Below are 22,350 nucleotides of genomic sequence, written 5' to 3'. Positions count from 1 at the left end.
AAATATATTTATGTATGAAACAGATTAAAATTTTAGTAGTTGATGATCACTCAATTGTAAGACAAGGGCTAAAGCAAATATTAGCCGATAGTCAAAGCCTTATAGTTGCAGGAGAAGCTAGCACAGGTCAGGAAGCTTTACAAAAAATCCGTAGCAGTAATTTTGATATGGTAATAATGGATATTTCCCTACCTGATCGTAGTGGGTTAGATATGCTAGAACAAATTAAAATTATTGCTCCAAAACTTCCTGTTTTAATTCTTAGCATGCATGCAGAAGAACAATATGCTACTCGCGCCTTTAAGAGTGGGGCTTCCGGCTATTTAACTAAAGAAAGTGCCTCTGAACAACTAGTTATTGCTATTAATAAAGTAGCTCAAGGGGGAAAATATATCTCTCCTAGTTTGGCAGAAAAATTAGTATTTGAGCTTGTAAAAGATTCAGAAAAAGCTCTTCATGAAAGTCTATCTGACCGAGAATTACAGGTTCTTTGTTTATTAGCTTCAGGAAAAACACTAACAGATATTTCTCAAGCTCTGCATGTAAGTGTTAAAACTGTTAGCACTTACCGAACACGTATTTTAGAAAAAATGGGAATGCACAATAATGCAGAACTTATTCGCTATGCCTTAGAGAATAAATTAGTGATTTAAGTACCTATTAATTGAGTACGCATTAAGTAATTAACAAGGTTTATTCCTACACTACTGTAAGAATTTTTCTGACAAGCTTTATATATGACTTCTTACATTAAATGTAGTTTTTCTCTGATTGTTGCATCTGCTTCATTTAGTTTAACTTATCCTTATAACATATCTCAGTAGTTAGATTATCTAAATACAAAACTAAGTCCTTCTGTTAAAACTTATTAGTATTCTGCATAGTCTATATTACTGCGGTAATGTAGACTGCTTTTACCTTCAAATATTAGGTTAAGGTTTACAAAAAAGGAAAATAAACTATGTTACAAAGTTCTTCAAAAAGCTGTTCAAAATGTGGTGAATCTTTTGTAGAAACTGCTCTTTATTGTCCTCGTGATGGTACATCTTTAATTAAAGAAGATACATTTATAGGCAAAGTTTTTGATAGTAAATATAAAATTGAAAGTTTTATAGGAGAAGGTGGAATGGGAAATGTTTACCAAGCTAAACACTTACATATAGGTTTCCCTGTTGCAATTAAAATTCTGCATAAAAAGCTTTTAACAGATCCTACGGCTGTAGAGCGTTTTCGTCGTGAAGCTCGCTCAGCTAGAGCAGTTAACCACCCAAATGCAATTCAAATAATGGATTTTGGTATTACTTCAGATAATATTCTTTATATAGTTATGGAGTTAATCATAGGAATAAGTTTACAAAAAGTATTAGAAAAAGAAACTATTCTAAATGCAGCAAGAGTAATAAAACTAATGCGTCAAATTTGTTTAGCTCTTGATGTAGCACATAGAAAGTCTATTGTTCATCGAGACTTAAAACCAGATAACATTTTAATAATAAATGCTGGAACTTTTTCAGAAACAGTAAAAGTTATAGATTTTTCTATAGCTAAAATTAAACAAACTGGAGATGATCCTAATATTACTCGTGATAACATTGCTGTAGGAACACCTCAATATCTTTCTCCAGAACAAGCCCAAGGGTTGAAAGAACTTGACCATAGAGCAGATATTTATAGCCTAGGAATAATTCTATATCAAATGCTTACAGGTACTGTCCCTTTTAATAGTAAAACCACTGCTATGACGCTACTACAGCACATTCAAGCTAAACCTAAAGCACCAAGAGAAATTAATCCAAATATCCCTATAGCTTTAGAAAAAGTAATATTAAAAGCTATAGCCAAAACTCCTAGTAGTCGTCAACAAACCGTTTTAGAACTACTTGAAGAATTAGAACTCTCAATTCCAACCCCAGAATCATTTGCTACTAAATTAGATACTCCAATAATTAAAAAGGAAGTAAAAGATTTCTCCTCTAAAGAATCTAAAGAGGCAGAAATCGCAACAGAATTAGCAATACCAGCAATTAAAATTAAAACAACTCCAAATAAAACTCCCGTTGTAAAAACTACTGATAACAAAGATCTTTTTCAAAAAAGTGGTAAGTTGTTTAATGAAAGCAAAAACAATATTTTGCCAGCACTCCAAGATAAAGCAAAACCAAAGAAAGGCTTTCTAAAACGGGTTTTTAGCTGGTTTAGGATAATTTTAAGTAATTAAAAATTACTAAGTTTTAGCCCAGAACTTAGGCTTTTACTAGATTAGCAAACTTTTCTTGTATTTTCTTTTGCCCAAAGCCAGGAAAACTAATTAATAGTTTTGCATGTTCTCCTTCACCCTCACGGCGCAGAACTAAACCTTCTCCATATTTAGGATGCTTAACTCTCATGCCTGGCTTAAATGTTGTTACACCTGTAATAGGTTTACTCATAGAAACAGGAGCTAGCTTTTGTGTTGCATAAACGTCAATTCCTGTCATCATAGACGGTTCGGTTTTGGTAGTTTTTTCAGGTATAGTTATACGACTAGTATTTTTATTTGGAGTAGATCCAGTATCTTTTTCCTGTTTATTAAAAAACTCTTTTACACTATCTACACTATTATAAGTTCTACCAGTGTAAGTGTTTTGTTTTTTAGTAGCAAAATTAGTATTTCCAAATCGTTTGGTAGCAAAACTAGCTGTAGAACTACGCTTAGGAATTAAGCCGGCTCTAACGCTTTTTAACCAGCTATTTGCACGTGAAAGATCTTCTAATGATTCTAGTGGGAGTTCTGATAAAAATTGTGATGGTTCGCAGGAAGATTCTTCACCATAAACCCGCCTAGTTAAAGAATGTGTAATATAAAGCTGTTTTTCTGCCCTAGTAATACCAACATAGCAAAGCCTTCGTTCTTCTTCTAGCTCGGCAGAATCGCTAAAAGAACGTGAATGAGGAAATAAACCTTGTTCTAACCCAACTAAAAACACTACCGGAAATTCTAGCCCTTTAGCACTATGAATTGTCATTAAAGTAACAGGTATTTCTCCATCATAACTATCTGAATCTGAAACTAATGTAGCACTATCAATAAAATTTCTTAAAGTCTCGTCTCGATTTTCTGATTCTACCGCAGCATTAACTAATTCATCTAAGTTAAGCAATCTCCCTTCTGCTTCAGGAGTATTTTCTGCTTTTAACATCTGTGCATAACCTGTTTTATCTATCACTAGCTTAACTATGGAAGAAAGCGAACAATTATCTGTTAATGCTTGTAGTTTTTCTACCAAATCACGAAAAGTTAAAAGTACTGCTAAACTACGCCCAGCCGCTTTGTTAGTTGTTGTCAACATTGAAATTGCATCCCAATAAGAAATTCTTTCCTGGGCAGCAGTTGTTTCTATTAAATCCCAAGTTGTTTTTCCTATACCTCGTGCTGGCACATTAATAATACGACTTAATGCAACATTATCACTAGGATTAAGTAATAATTTTAGGTAGGCTACTATATCCTTTATTTCGGCTCTTTCATAAAAGGAAAATCCACCTACAATGTTATAGCGTACTCCAACTCGTCGGCAAGCTTCTTCAAACAACCGCGATTGAGCATTAGTCCGGTATAAAACAACACAGCGAATATTTGGTTCTTCTCGTAAATGCCTTTGAATACGGTTAATAACAAACTCTGCTTCGTTTTCTCCATCATAAGCTTGATAATATCGGATATTTGTTCCTACTTCATTACTAGTACGTAGGTCTTTTTCTCGCCTTTGCTCATTATTACGAATCAAATTATTTGCAGCATCAAGAATTAATTTTGTTGAGCGGTAATTTTCTGTTAGCTTAATTACTTCAGCTTTAGGAAAGTGTTTTTCAAAGTCTAAAATATTTTGAATATCTGCTGCACGAAACCGATAAATTGATTGATCTGGATCACCTACAACACAAAGGTTCTGAGTTTTTTCTGTAAGCAATTTAATTAGTGCAAATTGTGGTGGGTTAGTATCTTGGTATTCATCTATTAAAATATAGCTAAATCTATGATTATAATGGTCTCTAATCTCAGTTGAATGTTGTAAAAGCTGTACAGTTTTTAAGAGTAAATCATCAAAATCTAAAGCATTACTACTAATTAGTTTTTGCTCATATAATTTATAAATTCTACCAATAGTTTCCTTTTTTAAGTCTTCACCATATTGACGCTGTGCATTAGAAGCAAAACTTTCCCAACCAAGTCCACGATTTTTTGAGCTACTAATACTAGCTTGAACCATTCTAACAGGGGTCATTTTTTCATCTATTTCTAAATCTTTAATACAACTTTTAACCATTCTAGCCTGATCGTCGCTATCATAAATAGTAAAATTACGATCATAAGCTGTACCATATTTACTAATAGGAAGTTTATCAATATGTTGCCTTAAGACTCTTACACAAAATGAATGAAAAGTAGCAATTAAAGGTGAGCTTAGTGCTTTACTACCTGAATTTAATAATAAATTTTCTACTCTGCTACCCATTTCTTGAGAAGCTTTGTTAGTAAAAGTAACAGCTAAAATTTTCTCTGGCCGAATTTGTTTTTCTTGAATTAAATATGCAATACGATGAGCAATTACCCGTGTTTTTCCAGAGCCTGCTCCAGCTAAAACTAAAAGCGGGCCTTCGGTAGTAGTAACAGCTTTGTGCTGCTCGGCATTTAATATATCCAGTAAACTCATAACTTTTTATAATCTCTGATTTGTGGGTTAAATTGTAGTAAAAATCTAGCTAAAAATAACTTTCAGGCGAAATTTAGGAGATAGAAGTATGGCAGAAGTAGCAGTGACGCGCAAGGGGCAACAGCGAATAGAACAAGGCCACCTTTGGATCTATCGTAGTGACATCACATTACAAGGGAAAGACCCTTCACCCGGTTCAATAGTAAAAGTCTTATCTGCAAAAAAAGAGTTTTTAGGCCAAGCTTTTTATAGCTCTCTTTCTCAAATAGCCTTAAGAATGCTAACTAGCAGTAAAGAAAATATTGATGATAATTTTTGGAAAAAACGTTTGCAAACAGCTTTTAATTTACGAAATAAAGTAGTAAATAATGCTGAAGCCTATCGCTTATTACATGGAGAAGCAGACCTAATTCCTTCACTTGTAATTGATCGCTATCAAAATCATTTTGTAATACAAACTTTAAGTCAAGGTACAGATTTACTAAAAAATACATGGGTAAAATTATTAGTAGAGCTTTTTCAACCAGAAGCAATAGTTGAGCGAAATGATGTTAAAGTACGCAAGTTAGAAGGATTAAGTGAACAAATAGGTCTTCTAATGGGTTCATTGCCTAAAGAGTTAACAGTTAAACAAAATTCTTTAGCCTTTTATGCTGATCTATTAGAAGGTCAAAAAACAGGTCTTTTTCTTGATCAAAGAGAGAATCATCTAACAGCACAAAAATATGCACAAGGAAAAGCACTAGATTGTTTTACTTTTAATGGAGGTTTTGCCTTAAATATGGCTCAAACAGCTAATACAGTTCTAGCTGTAGACGTTTCAGAAAATGCAATTACTCAAGCAAAAAGAATGCTGCCTTAAATAATGTTACTAATATTTCTTTTGAACTAGCAAATGTCTTTGATCTACTTAAAAGTTTAGATGAGCAAAAGAGTTATTTGATATTATTGTCCTAGATCCTCCAGCTTTTGCTAAAAACCGTGGGGCTGTTACGGCTGCAATAAGAGGTTATAAAGAAATAAACTTGCGAGCAATAAAACTCTTAAAACCTGGTGGAATCTTAATTAGCTGTACTTGTTCTTATAATGTTAGTGAAGAAGTTTTTCTAGGAATAATTCAATCTGCTGCTATTGATGCAGGCCGACAACTACAGTTACTAGAAAAACGTGTCCAATCTCGCGATCACCCTATTTTACTATCTGTTTCGGAAACATATTACTTAAAATGTATGATCTTGAGAGTACTTTAGATTATTTTACCAAAAATAAAAGCTAGGAAAGTGTCCTAGCTTTTATCTTTAGTAATTAAATTTTTCTTATACTGTCATTATTTCATTTTCTTTATTTTTTGCTACTTCATTAATTTTTTCTATATTAGAATCTGTTAGCTTTTGAATTTCTTCTAGCCCATTCTTTTCATCATCTTCAGTAATTTTCTTATCTTTTTGCAATTTCTTTAGTTGCTCATTAGAATCTCGTCGAACATTACGAATGGCTGTGCGATGTTCTTCAGCAATATCACGTACCACTTTAGCTAACTGTTTACGACGTTCTTGAGTAAGAGGTGGGATTGGAATTCTTATCACTCTACCATCATTACCAGGATTAATTCCCAAATCAGAAGACCTAAGAGTTTTTTCTATTAGGTTTAATATTGAGGGATCCCAAGGTTGAACAGTTAGTAGTTGTGGTTCTGGCGCGCTAATATTTGCTACTTGTGTTAAAGGTGTTGGAGTACCATAATATTCCACAGAAATATTATCTAATAAATTTACAGAAGCGCGACCTGTTCTTACACTTGCTAACCTGCGACGCACATCATCAATAACCGTATTCATACGAGTTTTAGCATCTTTAATAACATCTTTGAGCATAGGATATTCCTTTCGTTGAAAAAAATTTTCTGCTCATTAAAAAATTTTAAGAGAGTAAAATATTAAGTTTTTACTAGGTTTTATTCAAGATTAACTATCGGAAAACTGTTCTGTTAAGTTAGCGGCTATTAAAGTGCCAACTTTTTCACCATGTACAACTTTTAGTATATTTCCTTGAACAAGCAAATTAAAAACAATTATAGGCAAATTATTATCTTTGCAAAGTGCAATAGCGGACGTGTCCATAACTTGCAGGTTTTGTTCTAAAACTTGTTGAAAAGAAACTTGTCTAAGAAGTCTAGCATCTGGATTTTTTACAGGATCCCCTGTATAAACACCATTTACTTTAGTTGCTTTTAGTATAACATCAGCTTTAATTTCCAAAGCACGTAAAGAAGCAGCACTATCAGTAGTAAAATATGGATTACCTGTGCCACCAGCAAAAATAACAATGCGTCCCTTTTCTAAATGCCTTATAGCTCTACGACGAATAAAAGGTTCTGCCACCTCTCTCATTTCCATTGCTGATAAAACTCGAGTAGGAACACCCATTTTTTCAAAAGCATCTTGAAGAGCTAAAGCATTTATTACAGTTGCTAACATGCCCATATAGTCAGCTGAAGAACGATCCATTCCTGCTACAGAAGCAGCTACACCACGAAAAATATTTCCCCCACCCACTACTAAGGCAGTTTCTACACCTAAAGCATGAATTTCTCTAACTTCTTCTGCAATACTAAAAACTACCTGTGGATCAATACCATATCCACGCTCGCCCATTAGGGCCTCACCACTAAGTTTTAATAAAATACATTTATAAGCGGCTTTTGTTGCCGACATAATTTTAACCTTAAGAAAATAAAATAATTGATGGAAATAAAAAAGCCCCTCAAAAAGGGGCATTTTATAAACTATTGTAGTGCGGCTGCAACCTCACTAGCAAAATCATCTTTCTTCTTTTCAAGCCCTTCGCCCATCTTAAAACGAACAAAGCGGCGAATACGAATGTTTTCACCAATTTTAGAAACCATTTGTTGAAGTAAACCACTAACAGTTACTTCATTATCTTTAATAAATTGTTGTTCTAGCAAACAAACCTCAGCATAGAATTTTGACATACGACCTTCAACAATTTTTTCAATAACGGCTTCAGGTTTATTTTTATTTTTTTCATCTGTAAGAGCTTGTTCACGAACAAAAACACGTTCTTTTTCTAAAACTTCTGCTGGAACATCTTCTTTGCTAACATAACGAGGTTCAGCAGCACAAATGTGCATAGCAACATCTTTAACAAATTGTTGGAAAACCTCACCACGAGCAACAAAGTCTGTTTCACAGTTTACTTCTACCAATACCCCTACTTTACCACCCATATGAATGTAAGAACCAACAACACCTTCAGCAGCAACACGGCCTTCTTTTTTCTTAGCAGAAGCAAGACCACGTTTACGCAAAATTTCCATTGCTTTTTCTTCATCACCCTGGGCTTCATTTAGTGCTGCTTTACATTCCATCATACCAGCACCAGTCTTTTCACGCAGTGACTTTACTGCTGAAGCAGTAATCTCAGCCATTTGATTCCTCCAAAATTTTACTTTATCTATTTAATTATTTACTTACCTTATATATAAGATTAAGTATAAATATATAAGCCTAGCAAAATGCTATTCTTCACTTTCAAGTGCTTCTGATTCTTCTACTTCAGCATAACCAGCAGGTTTTAAGTCTGCTACCGAAACAGCTTGCCCATCATTAACAACTGTTGTTGCAACTATTAAAGCTTCTGGTTCTTCCTTGCCTGCTCCCATTTGATTGCCTTCTATGACAGCATCTGCAATCTTTGAGGTAAATAAACGAACTGCTCTTAAAGCATCATCATTACCTGGAATTACATAGTCAATTCCATCAGGATCACAATTAGTATCAACAATTGCCACAATAGGAATACCTAATCTATTTGCTTCATGAACAGCAATTTCTTCTTTTTTAGAGTCAATAATAAATATAACCTCTGGCAATTTAGGCATTTCTTTAATGCCAGAAAGGTTTTTCTCTAAAGCTGTACGTTCACGTTTTAATTGAATAACTTCTTTTTTGGGTAAAGCATCAAAACGACCATCGGTTTCCATTGCTTCAAGGTCTTTTAAGCGTCGAATTGATCTTTGAATGGTTTGAAAATTGGTAAGCAACCCCCCTAACCAACGTTGGTTAACATAATATTGCCCACAACGAACAGCTTCTTCAGCAATTGCATCTTGTGCTTGGCGTTTTGTACCAACAAAGAGAAAGGTTTTTCCTTCTGTGGCGGCCTGGGTGACAAATTTAACGGCTTCTTTAAATAATCTTTGGGTTTTTTGTAAATCTATAATGTAAATACCATTGCGTTCGCCAAAGATATAATCTTTCATCTTTGGATTCCATCGCCTGACCTGATGTCCAAAATGTACACCAGCTTCAAGCAACTCTTTCATAGTTACTCCAACTGACAAGCTGACCTCCTAAATTTAATGGTGCGAGTTTAAGCCTAAGGCCACAAATCCAACAATACCACCTTTTGGTAGCAACTCGCATTTGCGGCCTGAGAAATAGAAAATTTTTAACGTTTTGAGAATTGGAAGCGTTTACGTGCGCCTTTTTGCCCGTATTTTTTACGCTCTTTAACACGTGGATCACGGGTAACAAAACCCGCCTTTTTAAGTTTACGGCGTAATTCAGAATTAAAATCCATCAAAGCACGGGTAATACCATGACGCACGGCCCCGGCTTGTCCAGATGTTCCTCCACCCTGTACATTGACTAAAACATCAAATTTTCCATTGGTATCAGTAAGAACCAATGGTTGACGAATAATCATTCGATGGGTTTCATTAGGAAAGTAAGTTTCTAAAGCTCTTTTATTAACAGTAATATTACCTTCGCCAGGACGAATAAAAACCCGCGCAACGGCGGTTTTACGACGGCCTGTACCATAATTTTGTACAGTTTCTGCCACTTGCTTTCTCCTCAGACTTTTTGAAAAGATAAAAATTTTATTTTAAGAGTTTATATACGGCGGCTAGGTGCTTGTATATTAACAACTAATTTTTCAGGTTTTTGCGCCTGATGAGGGTGATCTGGGCCAACATAAACACAAAGTTTTTTAGCCATAGCACGCCCAAGTTTAGTTTTTGGTAACATACCACTAACTGCATATTCAATAATTCGTTCTGGATGACGTGCAAACATATCTCTAGCCATAGTTTGCTTTATGCCACCGGGCCAAAGTGTATGATGACGATACATTTTGTCTTCCCATTTGTTACCAGAAAAAATCACTTTTTCTGAGTTAACAATGATGACATGATCACCCATATCAAGAAATGGGGTATAACTAGGTTTGTTTTTCCCCATTAAAATTGTAGCAATGTTTGATGCTAAACGACCAACTGTTAGTCCTGTAGCATCAATAATATACCACTTACGCGAAGCTTCTAAATTTTTTCCACTTGGAAAATAGGTTGACATAATTAAAGATTCTCCAATAGGGTCGTAAAAGGGACGAACGGGAAGAATAAAAAAATTAATCTCTCTTGTCAAGCAATATATCGGATGTTTTTGCAAGTTCGCCAAAGACAACTAGACATTAAAAATAATTCTAGCTATTATGGTCAGCTTGTGTAATGGTGGATAAAGTGTCTAAAGAAAATTTAATTGACCATCAATTAGAATCACCAGCAACTAATCCTTTAGCGATTAAACATCGCTTGAAAAAAAATATCATTATTTCAATCTTGCTCTTTATATTTTTAGCCTTTCTATTTGGTACTAAGCTTTTTGCTATTGGTGTTACTTTAGGTGCAATACTATCCTACTTTAATTACTATTGGTTAGATAAAAGCTTAAAAAATATATTATTAGATGTAACTCAAGGCCAAATGCCAAAAGGCGGATTAGCTGGTGTTAGTAGGTTTATTTTTCGCTGGATATTTATTTTGGGCATTTTAGCTTTATCATTTAGTTTTAGTGGTAAAACATTAACTTTAGGCATTACCGTAGGATTATTAACCTTTGTTAGTGCCGCAATGTTAGAAGTATTAGTTCAAATTCGCTTTTTATTATTTGAAAACAAATCTTAAGATCAACAAAAAGAAAGGGATAGTAAATGCTAGCAACGTTTTTTTGGGCAGAACAAGCAACAAATGCTAAAGAAGGCGGCGGCCATCATGTAGTCTGGATTGCTGAACAAGTAAATCATATCCTCGGCCCAGTTGTCTTTCCTATTCAAAAAGCCATAATGCAAAGTATTAATCCTAATTGGCAAGGTGATCCTCATAATGCTATTCCTGAACATATAACTTTAGTAATTATTTCTGTACTTATTTGTACTCTAGGTCTTTACTTATTTCGTGGTAAACTTTCCGTAGATAACCCTTCTAACCGTCAACAAATCCTAGAAGGAGCTATTTTACAAATTAGAGATTTATTAGACCAAATTGTTGGTGCATATGGCCGACGGTATTTAGCTGTTATTGCATCATTTTCAATATTTATTTTAGTTTCTAATTTGATGGGTGTTATTCCTGGTCTAAAAGCAGCAACAGTTAATCCAAATGTTACTTGGGCATTGGGGTTGTTTTCTTTTGTCTACTATATTTCCAGGGGCTTTAAGCAACAAGGTTTTGGCTACTTAAAACACTTTATGGGTGGCCCAGAACTTATGAAGGGTTTCCTTATCCTTTTTGGTGTAATTATTTTTGTAGTAGAAATAATTAGTAATTTATTTAGACCTTTTACTTTAGGATTACGACTCTTTGTTAATATTTATGCTGATGAGCAGATAGCTGAAATAGTTGGCGGATTAGTACCTGTACTAGTTCCAGCATTTTTACTGGTTTTAGCTGTGTTTGTATCCTTTGTACAAACCTTTATATTTGTGGTTCTTTCTTGTGTTTACTTAAGTGAAACAGTTCCACATGATGATCACCATGACGATCATCACGATGAGCATGAAGGAGCGCATGCTTCGGCTCACTAAAAGTTTTTTATAACTTGGCTTTATCTTTAATTGTTCTTTGAGGTTAAAAGTTTTCTTTATCTGCACCATTATATATATATCTTTTTTTCCAACTGTCTGGAGCCTTGCTGTACGGTGTCAAGTGTTTACCGGGTGGGAAATGTTATCATACCTTGCAGATAAGCAAAAAATTACCTCTGTTTGTCAATTATTAAAATTTAACTTAAATTCAGGGGAAAATTTATGAAATTCAACTTAGTTAGATTACTTTCTATCGCTTCAATGATGTTTTTATTTGCTACCACAGCTTTAGCTCAAGATGCGGCTGGGGCTGATCGTCCATTAATTAAAATTACTGGTGCATTTGCTGTTGCTGTTGCTGCTTTAGGTGGTGCTTTGGGCGACGGAAAAGCTATTGCTGCTGCTTGTGAAGGAACAGCAAGAAATCCTGGTGCTGGCCCACGTATTTTCACTATGATGATTTTAGGTTTAGCACTTATTGAAACATTAGTATTATTAACCTTTGTAACTGTACTCTTAGGTCAATAATTATTAATAACTTGCTTGGTTTTTAAAGCCAGCACTACTTTATTAGTAGATTGCTGGCTTTTCTCTTGATTGCAATACTAGTTTGTGAGAAAGTAAGGTTTTCATAAACCTAGCAATCGTCATAACTAATAAGGAAAGGCTTAAGCGGCATGGAAAAAAAAGTTCTGGATAGAATTCTGACCATGGCGGTCAAAAGTGGTGTTTCTGATATTCACTTCCAATCAGGAAGTGTGCCTCTATTTCGTTATAATGGCGCATTAATGGATGTTAAGTATGAAGTGCTTACTTCTGCTGATACAGAATCAATAGCTCGTATTTTACTAAAAAACGAACGCTTACATGATTATGATGAGTTTGTAGAACGAGATATTTCTTACGGAATTGAAGGGGCTGGTCGTTTTCGTGCTAATGTTTTTAAGCAGCGTGGTACTTTTGCAGTTGTACTTAGAGCTATTCCAATTGAAGCCCGAACTTTTCAAAATTTAAGCCTTCCTCCAACACTTGCTGATATTGCCGATCTAACTCGTGGGTTAGTTCTAATTACTGGGGCAACTGGGAATGGTAAATCTACTAGCATGTCAGCAATGATTGAACATATTAACCGTAACCGTAAAGTACATGTTATTACTATTGAAGACCCTATAGAATTTCTTTATAAAAACCAAAAAGCCGTTATTACACAACGCGAAATAGGCGAAGATACCCGCACTTTCCGTGATGCGCTACGAACAGCATTACGACAAGATCCTGACGTAATTATGGTTGGTGAAATTAGAGATGGTGAAACCTTTGATACAGCCTTACGTGCAGCAGAAACAGGACATTTAGTTATGAGTGCAATTCATACTACAGATGTGCAAAAAACTATAGGTCGTTTATTAAGTTTTTATCCTGCTGAAGAACATACTTCTATTCGTTATAGAATTGCTGAAAACTTAGGGGCTATTATGTCACTACGTCTACTGCCTCATAAAAGCGGAAATGGTCGAGTCCCGGCTGTAGAAATAATGCGCACAACTCATGCTATACAAGATTGTATTAAAAATGCTGAAAAAACTAATGAAATTGCAGCACATATGGAACGCGGACGTGATCATTATGGAATGCAAACTTTTGATCAACATTTGTTACAACTCTATCATGAAGGCAAGTTAAGCTTACAAGTAGCTAAGGCTGCTGCTTCAAGTGTTGGCGACTTTGAACGTTCTCTGACCTTAGAAGGTGTATAAACTTAAACACTTTAGCAAAAAATAAAAAAATAAATCGCACTAACTTTTCTATTTATAAAAGTTAGTGCGATTTATAATTTGGAAACTTAAATTTTATTAAGAATTTTTGCTATATCTGGTTGAATAGGTAATCTAGCAAACATACTAATATTTGTTCCTCCAGTATTACCAACAGGAACAATTCCAACAGCAGAACCTAAAGCCCCAAAAATAATTCGTACAGTTTGACCTAAAATCTCTTGCACTGAAGCCCTGCAAAACCCAACTTTTAACATCCACCAGTGAGATTTAACATGAGCTACAACATAAAGTTGTCCAAGAACATGGGCGCGTTCTAAATGCTTAAAACTTTTTTCTAAATCTCCTTTAGCAAAAAATTCTTTTGCTACTTTCATTTCCGTATCAAAAGCTTGTCTTACTTGAGTATTCATACAAAGTCTTTATTGCTTTTTGCTATAAGCATTTTCTGCTAATTGTCTTGCATTTGGCAATTCATCGACTGCTCTTAAAACTTGCTCATCACCTTCTAATAAAACTTGATTTCCTACTTCTGTACCATAAGCAGCAGTAACAGCTTCTTCACGGATTCTGCGTTTTATATAGTCTAAATTTTCGTTAAACTGTGCTTCTGTAACCTTTAAATTTTCTCTTTCTTTACTAGAAATAAAAGTTTGAAAAGCAGCAACTACCTTATCTGTCACCACAAATTCATCAGCACTTAATTTATGGTTAAAGCTTGTTCGAGTTACTTTAAATTGGGCTTGTCCAGGTATAAGGCCAGCCGTAAGTTCCCTAGCAAAAGCAAATGTAGCATTAAATAGTTTTGCTCTTACAGGAGTAAACTCTGATAATTTTACCTCTACATCTGGCTTAATTCCCCCACCACTATAAACATCCCTTCCTGAATCTGTGCGATGTTTCTCACCTACAGGTTGTTTAGCATCTTGCTTAAAGTGGTTGGAATAATATTCATAAAATGATAGCCCTGAATAATCGCGTTGTATAAGTCTTCCGCTAGGTGTGTAGTATTTTGCAGTCGTTAGAGTAAGGCCAGAGCCATAAGGAAGCCTAAAAACGGTTTGTACTAAACCTTTACCAAAACTGCTTTCACCAACAATTATTCCTCGATCATGATCTTGAATTGCTCCAGCAACAATTTCTGAGGCTGATGCTGTACTACGATTAATTAAAATAACTAGTGGTATATCTTCTGGAGCAGAATTATTAGCGTCATGTGACCGGGATTCTGTGCGATTGTCTCGTCCTCTGATGGAAACAATACTTTGACCTTTTTGCAAAAATATATTGGAAACTTTGATAGCTTGAGTTAATAATCCACCAGGATTATTACGTACATCTAAGATTAAGGATTTCATTCCTTCAGACTTAAGACCTTCCATTGCTTGTAGTAATTCATCCTCTGTAGTGTGATTAAAGCCTCCTACTAAAGCAATATACCCAACACCTGGCTTAACCATAAAAGCATTACGTATGGAGGGTAGGGGAACAGCATCCCGAACAATCTTAAAAGTGAGTGGTTTAGGAACTCCTGCACGTTCTACTTCAATTTCTACAGGTTCTCCTTTTGGCCCACGTACATTTTCTAGTACTTCTTGAGTTGACCATTCTGTTGCTAATTTATCATTAACTTTTAGGATAGCATCTCCATAGCGTAGGCCGGCTTGTTCTGCTGGTGTGCCTTTGATGGCAGAAAGGATAAAAACTCGGTTATTACGCCGATTTATTGTGACACCAATGCCAAAAAATTGGCTATGTTGTTCTCTTTGTAGTTCTTGAAACTCTTTGCTATCAAAATAATTTGAGTGTGGATCTAATGTGCGTAACATGTTTTGGATAGCAACTTTAGTAAGATTATCATGTTTAATTTCATCAACATAATTTGTCTCTACTACATTAAGTGCTTCAGTGAAAATACTCTCTATATCTGTTGTACGCACTTGACTGCCAGGATTTGTAGCTTGGACTTTATGACTATAAAATCCACCAGCTAACGTTCCCATTAACATTATTGCAAAAATTAATACAGTAAAAGTTCTTTTTGTTCGCATCAAAACCTCACCAGCAAGGTAAAAATCTTAGTTTGACGAAGTGATTAGCTTTATATTAGCCACTATTTTAATGTATAGGAAATATAGCATATCCAGCTTTTTGAAGATAAGCCTAATTTTCTTTTAATAAATTTTTTGCCTGATAAATAGCTAACATAGAAATTTACCAAACTGCTAATTTTACTGGAAAAGACTCTAAGCTACTGCTATAAATGCCTGCTAATTTTAGGAAAAATTAATTTTAGGAAAAAACATGGCGATTAAATCAGATAAATGGATTAAACATATGTGTGAAACTGCCGAGTTAATCACACCTTTTGAAACTAGCTTGTTAAGACAGGTAGATAATCGTAGGATTATTAGTTGTGGCTTGTCTAGTTATGGCTATGATTGTAGACTAGCACGAGATGAATTTAAGGTTTTTTCCCCTATTCAAGGTACAGAAATTAACCCAAAACAATTTGACTCTAAAAGCTTACTGGATATCCCTTTAAGAACTGATGCAGATGGCTCAACTTATTGGCTACTCCCTCCACATTCTTATGCCTTAGGTATTACCATTGAACGTTTTAATATTCCTCGTAATGTAACAGCCATTGCATTAGGTAAATCAACTTATGCAAGATGTGGAATAGTTGTTAACACAACCCCGCTAGAAGCTAATTGGCGAGGACGGCTAGTTATAGAGCTTTATAATGCAGCAAATCTGCCTGTTAGGTTATTTGCTGAAGAAGGTTTTGTACAAATCTTGTTTTTTCAGTCAGATGAAGAATGTGAGACATCTTATAGTGATCGTCAAGGAAAGTATCAAGATCAATCTGGGCTAACTTTGGCTAAGGTGTAATAGTTTTAGCCGGAAACTGCTAACAAATCTGGCTATTTTGCGATCTTGGGTCTTGGTATCAGCATTTTTTCCGGCTAACTTACTTTTATTGATTTCTCTAAAAGCATTTAAGTTGCTTAAAGCTATAATTTCTAATCCATATCTTTATATTTGCTAGGGCGTTGAATATCAAATTTCTCTAATCGATATTGTAAGGTTCTAAAGGTTAGTCCTAATAACTTAGCAGCACGGGTTATATTCCAGTCTGATTGTTCCATTGCTTGAATAATTACGGACTTTTCCAGGTCTTCAAAGGAAATGCCTTCTGGAGGTAGCTTAAAGCTAAAAGAAGAAGCCTGCTCGCCTTCCTGACGTATTTCTATTGGCAAATCCTCAACATCTATATAATCACCTTCACAAAGTAAAATTGCTCGTTTCATTGCTGATTCTAATTGTCGGACGTTACCGGGCCAGGAATATTCATTAACAAGTTTTTTGACTGCTGGACTAAGCCCTTTAATTGGGCGAGCAGCAGAACGACCATGTTTGGCTAGAAAATAATCTACCAACAATGCTATATCACTTCGCCTTTGTCTTAAGGAAGGAATATTAATAGGAATAACATTTAATCTATAGTAAAGATCTGAGCGAAAAGTATTTTCCTTTACCATAGTTTCAAGGTCACGGTTAGTTGCTGCTAGCACTCTAACATCAACTTTTATTGGCCTAGTGCCACCTACACGCATAATTTCACGCTCTTGTAATGCACGTAGTATTTTAGCCTGCATACTAATATTTAAGTCACCTATTTCATCTAAAAATAGAGTTCCCCGATCAGCAACTTCAAAAAGCCCTTTTTTCTCAGCATGTGCGCCAGTAAAAGAGCCTTTTTCATGTCCAAAGAGTTCTGATTCTAATAAATTTTCATTAATTGCAGCACAATTAACAGCAGAAAACAGTTGGTTAACACGTGGGCTGTTATTATGAATTGCGCGGGCTATTAGTTCTTTTCCTGCTCCTGATTCACCACGAATTAAAACGGTTTCACTAGAGCGAGCAACTTTTATAATCATTTTCTTAACTTTGCTCATCTCTTCAGATTCGCCAATAATCTCTGTATCTAAGACATTTAGCTTTTCTAATGCTCGTGCAACTATTTCAAGCAATTTATCTTTGTCTAAGGGTTTTTCTAAATAATCATAAGCACCTAATTTAATGGCTTCTTTTGCTGAATCAATTGAGCCATGAGCCGTCATTAAAATTACAATAATTGAAGAATCATATTGAACTAGTTGATTAAGTAATTCTATTCCATCCATTCCACTCATTTTTAAGTCTGTTAAAACTAGGTCAAAACGCCCCTGTTTTACTAGTCTTAAAGCCTGCTCACCACTAGATGCAGTGCTAACAGTATAGTCTTCTTCACTTAAAATTAACTCTAAAATTTCTCTTTGGCGTTTTTCATCATCAACAACTAAAATTTTTTTGCGTGCCATTTATTAAGCTCCAGATAACTTGTTTTATCAATTACTTAGTAGGTAAGATTTTCCCAGTTTTTATTGCCCGATGGTAAATAAATAAAGCTACTCCTAAAATAGCTAATGAAACAACACCCCATAAAGTTGCCCAGAAAATAGCTGGAATACCTGTAATAGAAGCCATTCCTTGAGCGTCTGAATGTGTTGCAGAGGAAGCAGCTAAAAACCATAAAGTTTTTATATCAGATAAAGCATTTAAGCAACTTTGTATTGCTAAAAAGCTTAAAGCAAATTGTGCGCCTGTGGTTGGTAAAAACTTAGCAGCTAAAAATAATACTGTGGCTAAAGTAAGTCCTGCAATCCAACCAAACAAATTATTTGTAATAGCCAAAAATGCAATTAAAGTAAAAAATGTGCCTATACCAGCAGCACTTAAACCGACTTTTAAGCTATTAGGTAAGTTTGGCTTAGCAAAAAGTGTTACTCCTATTGCAGAAAGCAAAATAGTTAATAAAAATGAGGTATAGCCAACACCAATAAAAAATACGGTTACAGCTAAAACACCAACGGCTAGTGCAGCAAGGATTTTTCTAGACATCTCCCCTTTATAAGAAAGGATTAAAAGTAAAGCCCCAAATAACGCACTACCTAAATAACCAGCACTAAAAGTTACTACAGCAATTCCACCTGCAACAAGCGTCACACCGCTAGTGTCAGGGTTAATTGTCATTCCTTGAACACTTCCTAAAGTTAAAAGCCCTGCTAAAGCATGACAAGTTTCATGTACATAAGTAACAAATAAGTTGAATGGATAGAGTATTAATCTGCTTTGTGGAATAAGGCCGATTAAAAGAGTAACTAATGAGGCTAGCATTAAAAGCTTGAAGCTATTTTTTGATTCTTTCATAATGAAAATCCTTTCACTTTATTATTTTTATGTTAGCTAAATACTAAACTTTTTAATAGCAAAAGATGAGTCAATCTAAAAAAAAAGCCGGTAAAGAAAAACCTAGTATCCAACAGATAAAACAACTAGATAACTCTACTAAATCAGTAAGTTTATCTGATAACGATAATTTACTTATAAACAAACAACAGAAAGTAGTTTTACCACTAATCACTTTTCTTATTGCCATATTAGCCTATTTACTAACATTTGCCCGTACAGTTACTTTAGTAGATAGCGGAGAGTTAATACTCACTAGTGCTAAATTAGGTGTTGCTCACCCACCAGGATTTCCACTCTATACCATACTAGGCTATTTATTTACCAAACTACCACTTGGCAGCATTGCAGCAAGAATGAGTTTTATGTCTGCTTTTTTTGCTGCGTTAACTTCTGCTGTTTTAACCCTAATTGCAATAAACATCTATGACGTTTTTGCTCAAAATAGTCCAAATAAGCAAGGTAAAAACCCTAACGTACAAAAACAATTTTTAACAGATAGTATTTTTCTTCAACCCATCTTTAAGTTCTTGATGCCTCCAATAGTTGCACTAAGCTTTTCTTTCTCTACTACGCTTTGGTTTTATGCTTCTGTTGCAGAAGTTTACACACTAAATATTTTTATGCTTAGTGGAATTATTTATTTGATGCTTGAGTGGCACTTAAAAAAGCAAGCCAATGACAAGAAGGCAGATAACATAATCCCAGTAGCAGCTTTAATTTATGGTCTAGCATTAGGTGTTCACCATGTCACAATTTTACTTACTTTGCCTGCTATAGCTTTTTTTGTTATTTATAATGAAGGCTTTAAGTATTTACTTTCTAAACAAGTCAAAATAGCTTTTGTTACAGTGCTAATAGGCTTTGCTATCTACTTATATTTACCAATATCAGCTAACCAACAACCTATTTTTAATTGGGGGAATCCTTCTTCACTTGAAAAATTTTATTGGCACATTTCCGCTAAACAATACCAAGTTAACCTTTCACCTAGCCTTGAGATAGTTAAAGAGCAATTTAAGTATTTTGCTAATTTGACTTTTTGGCAATTTACTCCTTTAGGTTTAGTGTTTATTTTTGTTGGGCTTGCAGCACTTTGGAAAAATAAACGCAATATATTTTACTTAACTGTTTTAATTATTGTTTTTGACTTAGCTTATTCTGTAAGTTATGAAATTGCTGAAGATAAGGACGCTTATTATTTAACTACTAATTTTGCATTAACCATTATAATTGCTGCTGGCTTAATAGATTTATTTACCAAATTAGCTACAAAAAGTAAGCCTTTTGCTACTCTAACTCTAATATTTTTCAGTATCTTACCAATCTTAAATTTTGTTACTCACTATCAGGAAAATAACAAAAGAAATTATTTAATAGCTCGTGACTACGTAGAAAATGTAATGCGTAGTGTAGAACCTAGCAGTCTTTTACTTACTTTAGAATGGCAATTCTACTCACCATATCTTTATATGCGTCATTTAGAAAATTTTCGTTCTGATGTGGTTGTAATTGATGTAAATCTGCTTAGGCGTTCTTGGTATATTGAAAGTTATCTGACGCAGCAACACCCAGAAATGATGAAAGCTTGCGAAAAGGAAACTAAAGAATTTTTAGAAGATTTAAGGCTTTTTGAAGCAGATAAGCCATATGATAATGTAAGTATTAGCAAAAAGTTTTTTGCTCTTATAAATTCTTTTATTAACTACAACTTATCTAAAAATCAAGCAGCTTATACAATGTTACCTATTGACCCACCAACAGTTGTAGCTGATTACAATTTAGTTCCTCAAGGGTTAACTATGCGTATTTATGCTGATAAAACTTTTCATCTTGACCCAGCACCTTCTCTTGAGTTACGAGGATTATTAGATGGTTCTATTCATTTAGATGAAGTAGCTACAAAAAAATTACTACCTAATTATGCTACAATGATTGCTAATCGTGGTAAATACTTAAGCGTTGCGCAAAGGCATGATGAAGCAATAGAATTTCTACAATTATCATTAAAATTACTACCAAATTTTGACAGAACCTATCAGTTTTTAGGTGATGCTTATGCTGGTAAAGGTGAAAAGGTAGCAGCCGAGCAGAACTATAAAAAAGCATTAGAGTTAAACCCTACTAATAAATTAGCTCAGCAAGGCTTACAACAATTAAACCAATTGCCTAATTAAAATAAAATTTATGGTTGTTTTGTAGTTGCTTTGGCTAATTCTTGATTTAACGAATTATGAAAATACATTAAACTTTGTTCATAACGACCATAGGTAAAATGCTTATTAGCCTTTGATTCTAAGCCTTTTTGGATAGCTTCGCCCATCCAAAAATCTTCCTCTGTTGCGTTGGTAAGAATATCAATATTTTTTGCCAGTAATTTACAGCCTTTTCTGTCTCTGGTTTAGCTGAAATTAAACTATTAACTAACATTATGGAGTTGTTAATATCTACGGGAAAAATATTAAATAATGTAGCGTGACCAGGTTCTACTAAAATTAAACTATTAGGAAATAGATAATATAAAATATTAGCAACAGGTCTAATATTCCATTTTTCCTTATCAATTGGCTTAAGTTCCACTATCCGACGCTTAGGAAAAATATTTCTCATATGCAAACCAAATTGATCATAAATACCAACATTATCAATAAACATTGGATAAATTGTACTTCTATGAGCATGTTTAACATGGTAGCCTTCTAAAAAAATCTCTATACCTAACTTCCAATTTAATGCTTTTTTCTTGCTATGTGGTTGGTAAGAAATATGTGTATCAAAACCATAGGAAGTAAAATCTTCTACTAAATCGCCTAAGTAACTATCTATATCTAACTTTACATCAGGTGAAGGACTAACCCAAATAAAGCCATATTTTTCAACAACAGGTAATTTTATAAGTTGCGTTTCTTCAAGCTTGGTACAAGGAAAGCCTTCCTGATGTGGTAGGTGAATTAGTTTCCCTTCTTGGTTATAAGTCCAAGCATGATAAGGACATACAAAAGATTTTTTCTTTATTCCACACGGCTCATTAACTAGGCGCATTCCACGATGACGACAAACATTGATAAAAGCATTTAACGTTCCTTCATCAGTTCGCAAAACAACTATTGGAACACCTGTTTCATTATGAGAAAGATAATCACCTGAATTAGCAACTTGACTAGAATGTCCAATAATCATTGGATATTTTCTAAAGAAAAGATTTTTCTCTTTTTCCAAAAGCTCTGTTGATAAATAACCCTCAACAGTTTGTTGATAGCTATTTTCCACCATATCTGTAGAACGATTGTCTACATAGCCTAAAATTCTATCAATCAATGATATTTGGGTAGCTAATTTCATAGTATTTTACCTTACAAAACTTGAAATCCTCTCTGTAAAATTATGCAAATATGCTAAATATGTTGTTCTTTATAAATCCCTTATAAATTCTATAGTCCTTCTTTATCTACAAACAACTATTATTTTTCCAACAAGAGAATAAATAGAGGTTGGAATGTTAGATATTATTTTTTTATGCTAATAATTATATTGTTTATGATTTTATGTCTTTATTATACAAAAGCTTGCAACAAACTCTAAAAACTTAAGGCTAGAAAATGAATTTAGATTATTTACTTAGTAGCATTCTGGTCTTGGCATTATTTATTTATTTAATATATGCCCTACTTCGTCCAGAAAAATTTTAGTTAGGA

At 34.2% G+C, this 22,350-nt stretch carries 22 protein-coding genes and 1 pseudogene; 10 read left to right on the top strand and 13 right to left on the bottom strand.

Going from position 1 to position 22,350, the window contains the following annotated elements:
- The first annotated feature begins 14 nt into the window (after positions 1-14).
- Together IPK14_10995 and IPK14_10990 are read left to right on the top strand one after the other, a co-directional pair.
- The gene (locus tag IPK14_10995) at positions 15-653 is read left to right on the top strand and encodes a response regulator transcription factor (GenBank protein ID MBK7993915.1); all 639 of its coding nucleotides are present in this window, start codon (positions 15-17) and stop codon (positions 651-653) included.
- Positions 654-961: 308 nt separating this feature from the next.
- Positions 962-2,218 (top strand): serine/threonine protein kinase, encoded by a 1,257-nt coding sequence (locus tag IPK14_10990; protein ID MBK7993914.1) that lies wholly within the window; start codon positions 962-964, stop codon positions 2,216-2,218.
- Between the two features lie 25 nt (positions 2,219-2,243).
- Here the strand turns inward: IPK14_10990 and IPK14_10985 are convergent, their stop codons facing one another.
- Entirely contained in the window at positions 2,244-4,694 is a 2,451-nt protein-coding gene (locus IPK14_10985; GenBank protein ID MBK7993913.1) for a UvrD-helicase domain-containing protein, read from the bottom strand.
- Positions 4,695-4,782: 88 nt separating this feature from the next.
- Here IPK14_10985 and IPK14_10980 point away from each other — a divergent pair.
- A pseudogene (locus IPK14_10980) lies at positions 4,783-5,944 on the top strand (class I SAM-dependent rRNA methyltransferase).
- A 66-nt stretch (positions 5,945-6,010) separates the two neighbouring features.
- Here the strand turns inward: IPK14_10980 and frr are convergent.
- The 6 genes from frr to rplM form a co-directional block, all read right to left on the bottom strand.
- On the bottom strand, positions 6,011-6,568 hold the full coding sequence (gene frr, locus IPK14_10975; protein MBK7993912.1) for a ribosome recycling factor: 558 nt from the start codon (positions 6,566-6,568) through the stop codon (positions 6,011-6,013).
- A 90-nt stretch (positions 6,569-6,658) separates the two neighbouring features.
- Complete coding sequence (locus IPK14_10970; GenBank protein MBK7993911.1) at positions 6,659-7,408, bottom strand: UMP kinase; 750 nt, start codon at positions 7,406-7,408, stop codon at positions 6,659-6,661.
- Positions 7,409-7,479: 71 nt separating this feature from the next.
- Positions 7,480-8,142: a translation elongation factor Ts gene (gene tsf, locus IPK14_10965; GenBank protein MBK7993910.1), complete on the bottom strand. Its 663-nt coding sequence runs from the start codon at positions 8,140-8,142 to the stop codon at positions 7,480-7,482.
- 90 nt (positions 8,143-8,232) lie between these two features.
- Positions 8,233-9,039 (bottom strand): 30S ribosomal protein S2, encoded by an 807-nt coding sequence (gene rpsB, locus IPK14_10960; GenBank protein MBK7993909.1) that lies wholly within the window; start codon positions 9,037-9,039, stop codon positions 8,233-8,235.
- A gap of 125 nt (positions 9,040-9,164) precedes the next feature.
- A complete protein-coding gene (rpsI, locus tag IPK14_10955; protein MBK7993908.1) occupies positions 9,165-9,560 on the bottom strand; it encodes a 30S ribosomal protein S9 in 396 nt (131 codons plus the stop codon).
- A 50-nt stretch (positions 9,561-9,610) separates the two neighbouring features.
- Positions 9,611-10,072: a 50S ribosomal protein L13 gene (gene rplM / locus IPK14_10950; protein ID MBK7993907.1), complete on the bottom strand. Its 462-nt coding sequence runs from the start codon at positions 10,070-10,072 to the stop codon at positions 9,611-9,613.
- 167 nt (positions 10,073-10,239) lie between these two features.
- On the opposite strand from rplM, the gene IPK14_10945 reads away from it, so the two are divergent.
- The 4 genes from IPK14_10945 (at position 10,240) to IPK14_10930 (ending at position 13,339) form a co-directional block, all read left to right on the top strand.
- Positions 10,240-10,683 (top strand): hypothetical protein, encoded by a 444-nt coding sequence (locus IPK14_10945; protein MBK7993906.1) that lies wholly within the window; start codon positions 10,240-10,242, stop codon positions 10,681-10,683.
- A gap of 26 nt (positions 10,684-10,709) precedes the next feature.
- Positions 10,710-11,582, top strand: a complete 873-nt coding sequence (gene atpB / locus IPK14_10940; GenBank protein ID MBK7993905.1) for a F0F1 ATP synthase subunit A — start codon at positions 10,710-10,712, stop codon at positions 11,580-11,582.
- A gap of 222 nt (positions 11,583-11,804) precedes the next feature.
- Positions 11,805-12,110, top strand: coding sequence for an ATP synthase F0 subunit C (locus IPK14_10935; protein ID MBK7993904.1), 306 nt, complete (start codon positions 11,805-11,807; stop codon positions 12,108-12,110).
- A 149-nt stretch (positions 12,111-12,259) separates the two neighbouring features.
- Positions 12,260-13,339: a PilT/PilU family type 4a pilus ATPase gene (locus tag IPK14_10930; protein ID MBK7993903.1), complete on the top strand. Its 1,080-nt coding sequence runs from the start codon at positions 12,260-12,262 to the stop codon at positions 13,337-13,339.
- A gap of 86 nt (positions 13,340-13,425) precedes the next feature.
- On the opposite strand, the gene IPK14_10925 is transcribed toward IPK14_10930, so the two are convergent.
- Positions 13,426-13,770 (bottom strand): DUF3703 domain-containing protein, encoded by a 345-nt coding sequence (locus IPK14_10925; GenBank protein ID MBK7993902.1) that lies wholly within the window; start codon positions 13,768-13,770, stop codon positions 13,426-13,428.
- Positions 13,771-13,779: 9 nt separating this feature from the next.
- Positions 13,780-15,408 (bottom strand): S41 family peptidase, encoded by a 1,629-nt coding sequence (locus IPK14_10920; GenBank protein ID MBK7993901.1) that lies wholly within the window; start codon positions 15,406-15,408, stop codon positions 13,780-13,782.
- 253 nt (positions 15,409-15,661) lie between these two features.
- On the opposite strand from IPK14_10920, the gene IPK14_10915 reads away from it, so the two are divergent.
- The gene (locus IPK14_10915) at positions 15,662-16,252 is read left to right on the top strand and encodes a dCTP deaminase (protein MBK7993900.1); all 591 of its coding nucleotides are present in this window, start codon (positions 15,662-15,664) and stop codon (positions 16,250-16,252) included.
- A gap of 131 nt (positions 16,253-16,383) precedes the next feature.
- Here IPK14_10915 and IPK14_10910 read toward each other — a convergent pair whose 3' ends face one another.
- Together IPK14_10910 and IPK14_10905 are read right to left on the bottom strand one after the other, a co-directional pair.
- A complete protein-coding gene (locus tag IPK14_10910; protein ID MBK7993899.1) occupies positions 16,384-17,727 on the bottom strand; it encodes a sigma-54-dependent Fis family transcriptional regulator in 1,344 nt (447 codons plus the stop codon).
- Positions 17,728-17,758: 31 nt separating this feature from the next.
- Entirely contained in the window at positions 17,759-18,616 is an 858-nt protein-coding gene (locus IPK14_10905) for a M50 family metallopeptidase (protein MBK7993898.1), read from the bottom strand.
- Positions 18,617-18,681: 65 nt separating this feature from the next.
- On the opposite strand from IPK14_10905, the gene IPK14_10900 reads away from it, so the two are divergent.
- Positions 18,682-20,832, top strand: coding sequence for a DUF2723 domain-containing protein (locus tag IPK14_10900; protein MBK7993897.1), 2,151 nt, complete (start codon positions 18,682-18,684; stop codon positions 20,830-20,832).
- Between the two features lie 8 nt (positions 20,833-20,840).
- Here IPK14_10900 and IPK14_10895 read toward each other — a convergent pair whose 3' ends face one another.
- Positions 20,841-20,978: a hypothetical protein gene (locus IPK14_10895; protein MBK7993896.1), complete on the bottom strand. Its 138-nt coding sequence runs from the start codon at positions 20,976-20,978 to the stop codon at positions 20,841-20,843.
- The gene (locus tag IPK14_10890) at positions 20,951-21,997 is read right to left on the bottom strand and encodes an aromatic ring-hydroxylating dioxygenase subunit alpha (protein ID MBK7993895.1); all 1,047 of its coding nucleotides are present in this window, start codon (positions 21,995-21,997) and stop codon (positions 20,951-20,953) included. Before IPK14_10890 ends, IPK14_10895 begins: the two co-directional genes overlap by 28 nt.
- 257 nt (positions 21,998-22,254) lie before the next feature.
- On the opposite strand from IPK14_10890, the gene kdpF reads away from it, so the two are divergent.
- The gene (gene kdpF, locus IPK14_10885) at positions 22,255-22,344 is read left to right on the top strand and encodes a K(+)-transporting ATPase subunit F (protein ID MBK7993894.1); all 90 of its coding nucleotides are present in this window, start codon (positions 22,255-22,257) and stop codon (positions 22,342-22,344) included.
- Positions 22,345-22,350 lie beyond the last annotated feature (6 nt).

The sequence above is a fragment of the Blastocatellia bacterium genome (genome assembly GCA_016713405.1).
In the GTDB taxonomy this organism is placed as follows: domain Bacteria; phylum Acidobacteriota; class Blastocatellia; order Chloracidobacteriales; family JADJPF01; genus JADJPF01.
The sequence above is the reverse complement of the archived record's forward strand: the minus strand, read 5'-3'. Positions and strand labels throughout refer to the sequence as shown.

Excerpts from the sequence above, each read along its gene's own strand:
- rpsB (MBK7993909.1), bottom strand. The coding sequence starts at position 9,039 with ATGAAAGAGTTGCTTGAAGCTGGTGTACATTTTGGACATCAGGTCAGG.
- IPK14_10920 (MBK7993901.1), bottom strand. The coding sequence starts at position 15,408 with ATGCGAACAAAAAGAACTTTTACTGTATTAATTTTTGCAATAATGTTA.
- IPK14_10990 (MBK7993914.1), top strand. The coding sequence starts at position 962 with ATGTTACAAAGTTCTTCAAAAAGCTGTTCAAAATGTGGTGAATCTTTT.
- IPK14_10915 (MBK7993900.1), top strand. The coding sequence starts at position 15,662 with ATGGCGATTAAATCAGATAAATGGATTAAACATATGTGTGAAACTGCC.
- IPK14_10910 (MBK7993899.1), bottom strand. The coding sequence starts at position 17,727 with ATGGCACGCAAAAAAATTTTAGTTGTTGATGATGAAAAACGCCAAAGA.
- IPK14_10970 (MBK7993911.1), bottom strand. The coding sequence starts at position 7,408 with ATGTCGGCAACAAAAGCCGCTTATAAATGTATTTTATTAAAACTTAGT.
- IPK14_10925 (MBK7993902.1), bottom strand. The coding sequence starts at position 13,770 with ATGAATACTCAAGTAAGACAAGCTTTTGATACGGAAATGAAAGTAGCA.
- atpB (MBK7993905.1), top strand. The coding sequence starts at position 10,710 with ATGCTAGCAACGTTTTTTTGGGCAGAACAAGCAACAAATGCTAAAGAA.
- kdpF (MBK7993894.1), top strand. The coding sequence starts at position 22,255 with ATGAATTTAGATTATTTACTTAGTAGCATTCTGGTCTTGGCATTATTT.
- rplM (MBK7993907.1), bottom strand. The coding sequence starts at position 10,072 with ATGTCAACCTATTTTCCAAGTGGAAAAAATTTAGAAGCTTCGCGTAAG.
- IPK14_10895 (MBK7993896.1), bottom strand. The coding sequence starts at position 20,978 with ATGGGCGAAGCTATCCAAAAAGGCTTAGAATCAAAGGCTAATAAGCAT.
- IPK14_10905 (MBK7993898.1), bottom strand. The coding sequence starts at position 18,616 with ATGAAAGAATCAAAAAATAGCTTCAAGCTTTTAATGCTAGCCTCATTA.
- IPK14_10900 (MBK7993897.1), top strand. The coding sequence starts at position 18,682 with ATGAGTCAATCTAAAAAAAAAGCCGGTAAAGAAAAACCTAGTATCCAA.
- IPK14_10985 (MBK7993913.1), bottom strand. The coding sequence starts at position 4,694 with ATGAGTTTACTGGATATATTAAATGCCGAGCAGCACAAAGCTGTTACT.
- IPK14_10890 (MBK7993895.1), bottom strand. The coding sequence starts at position 21,997 with ATGAAATTAGCTACCCAAATATCATTGATTGATAGAATTTTAGGCTAT.
- IPK14_10930 (MBK7993903.1), top strand. The coding sequence starts at position 12,260 with ATGGAAAAAAAAGTTCTGGATAGAATTCTGACCATGGCGGTCAAAAGT.
- IPK14_10935 (MBK7993904.1), top strand. The coding sequence starts at position 11,805 with ATGAAATTCAACTTAGTTAGATTACTTTCTATCGCTTCAATGATGTTT.
- tsf (MBK7993910.1), bottom strand. The coding sequence starts at position 8,142 with ATGGCTGAGATTACTGCTTCAGCAGTAAAGTCACTGCGTGAAAAGACT.
- frr (MBK7993912.1), bottom strand. The coding sequence starts at position 6,568 with ATGCTCAAAGATGTTATTAAAGATGCTAAAACTCGTATGAATACGGTT.
- IPK14_10995 (MBK7993915.1), top strand. The coding sequence starts at position 15 with ATGAAACAGATTAAAATTTTAGTAGTTGATGATCACTCAATTGTAAGA.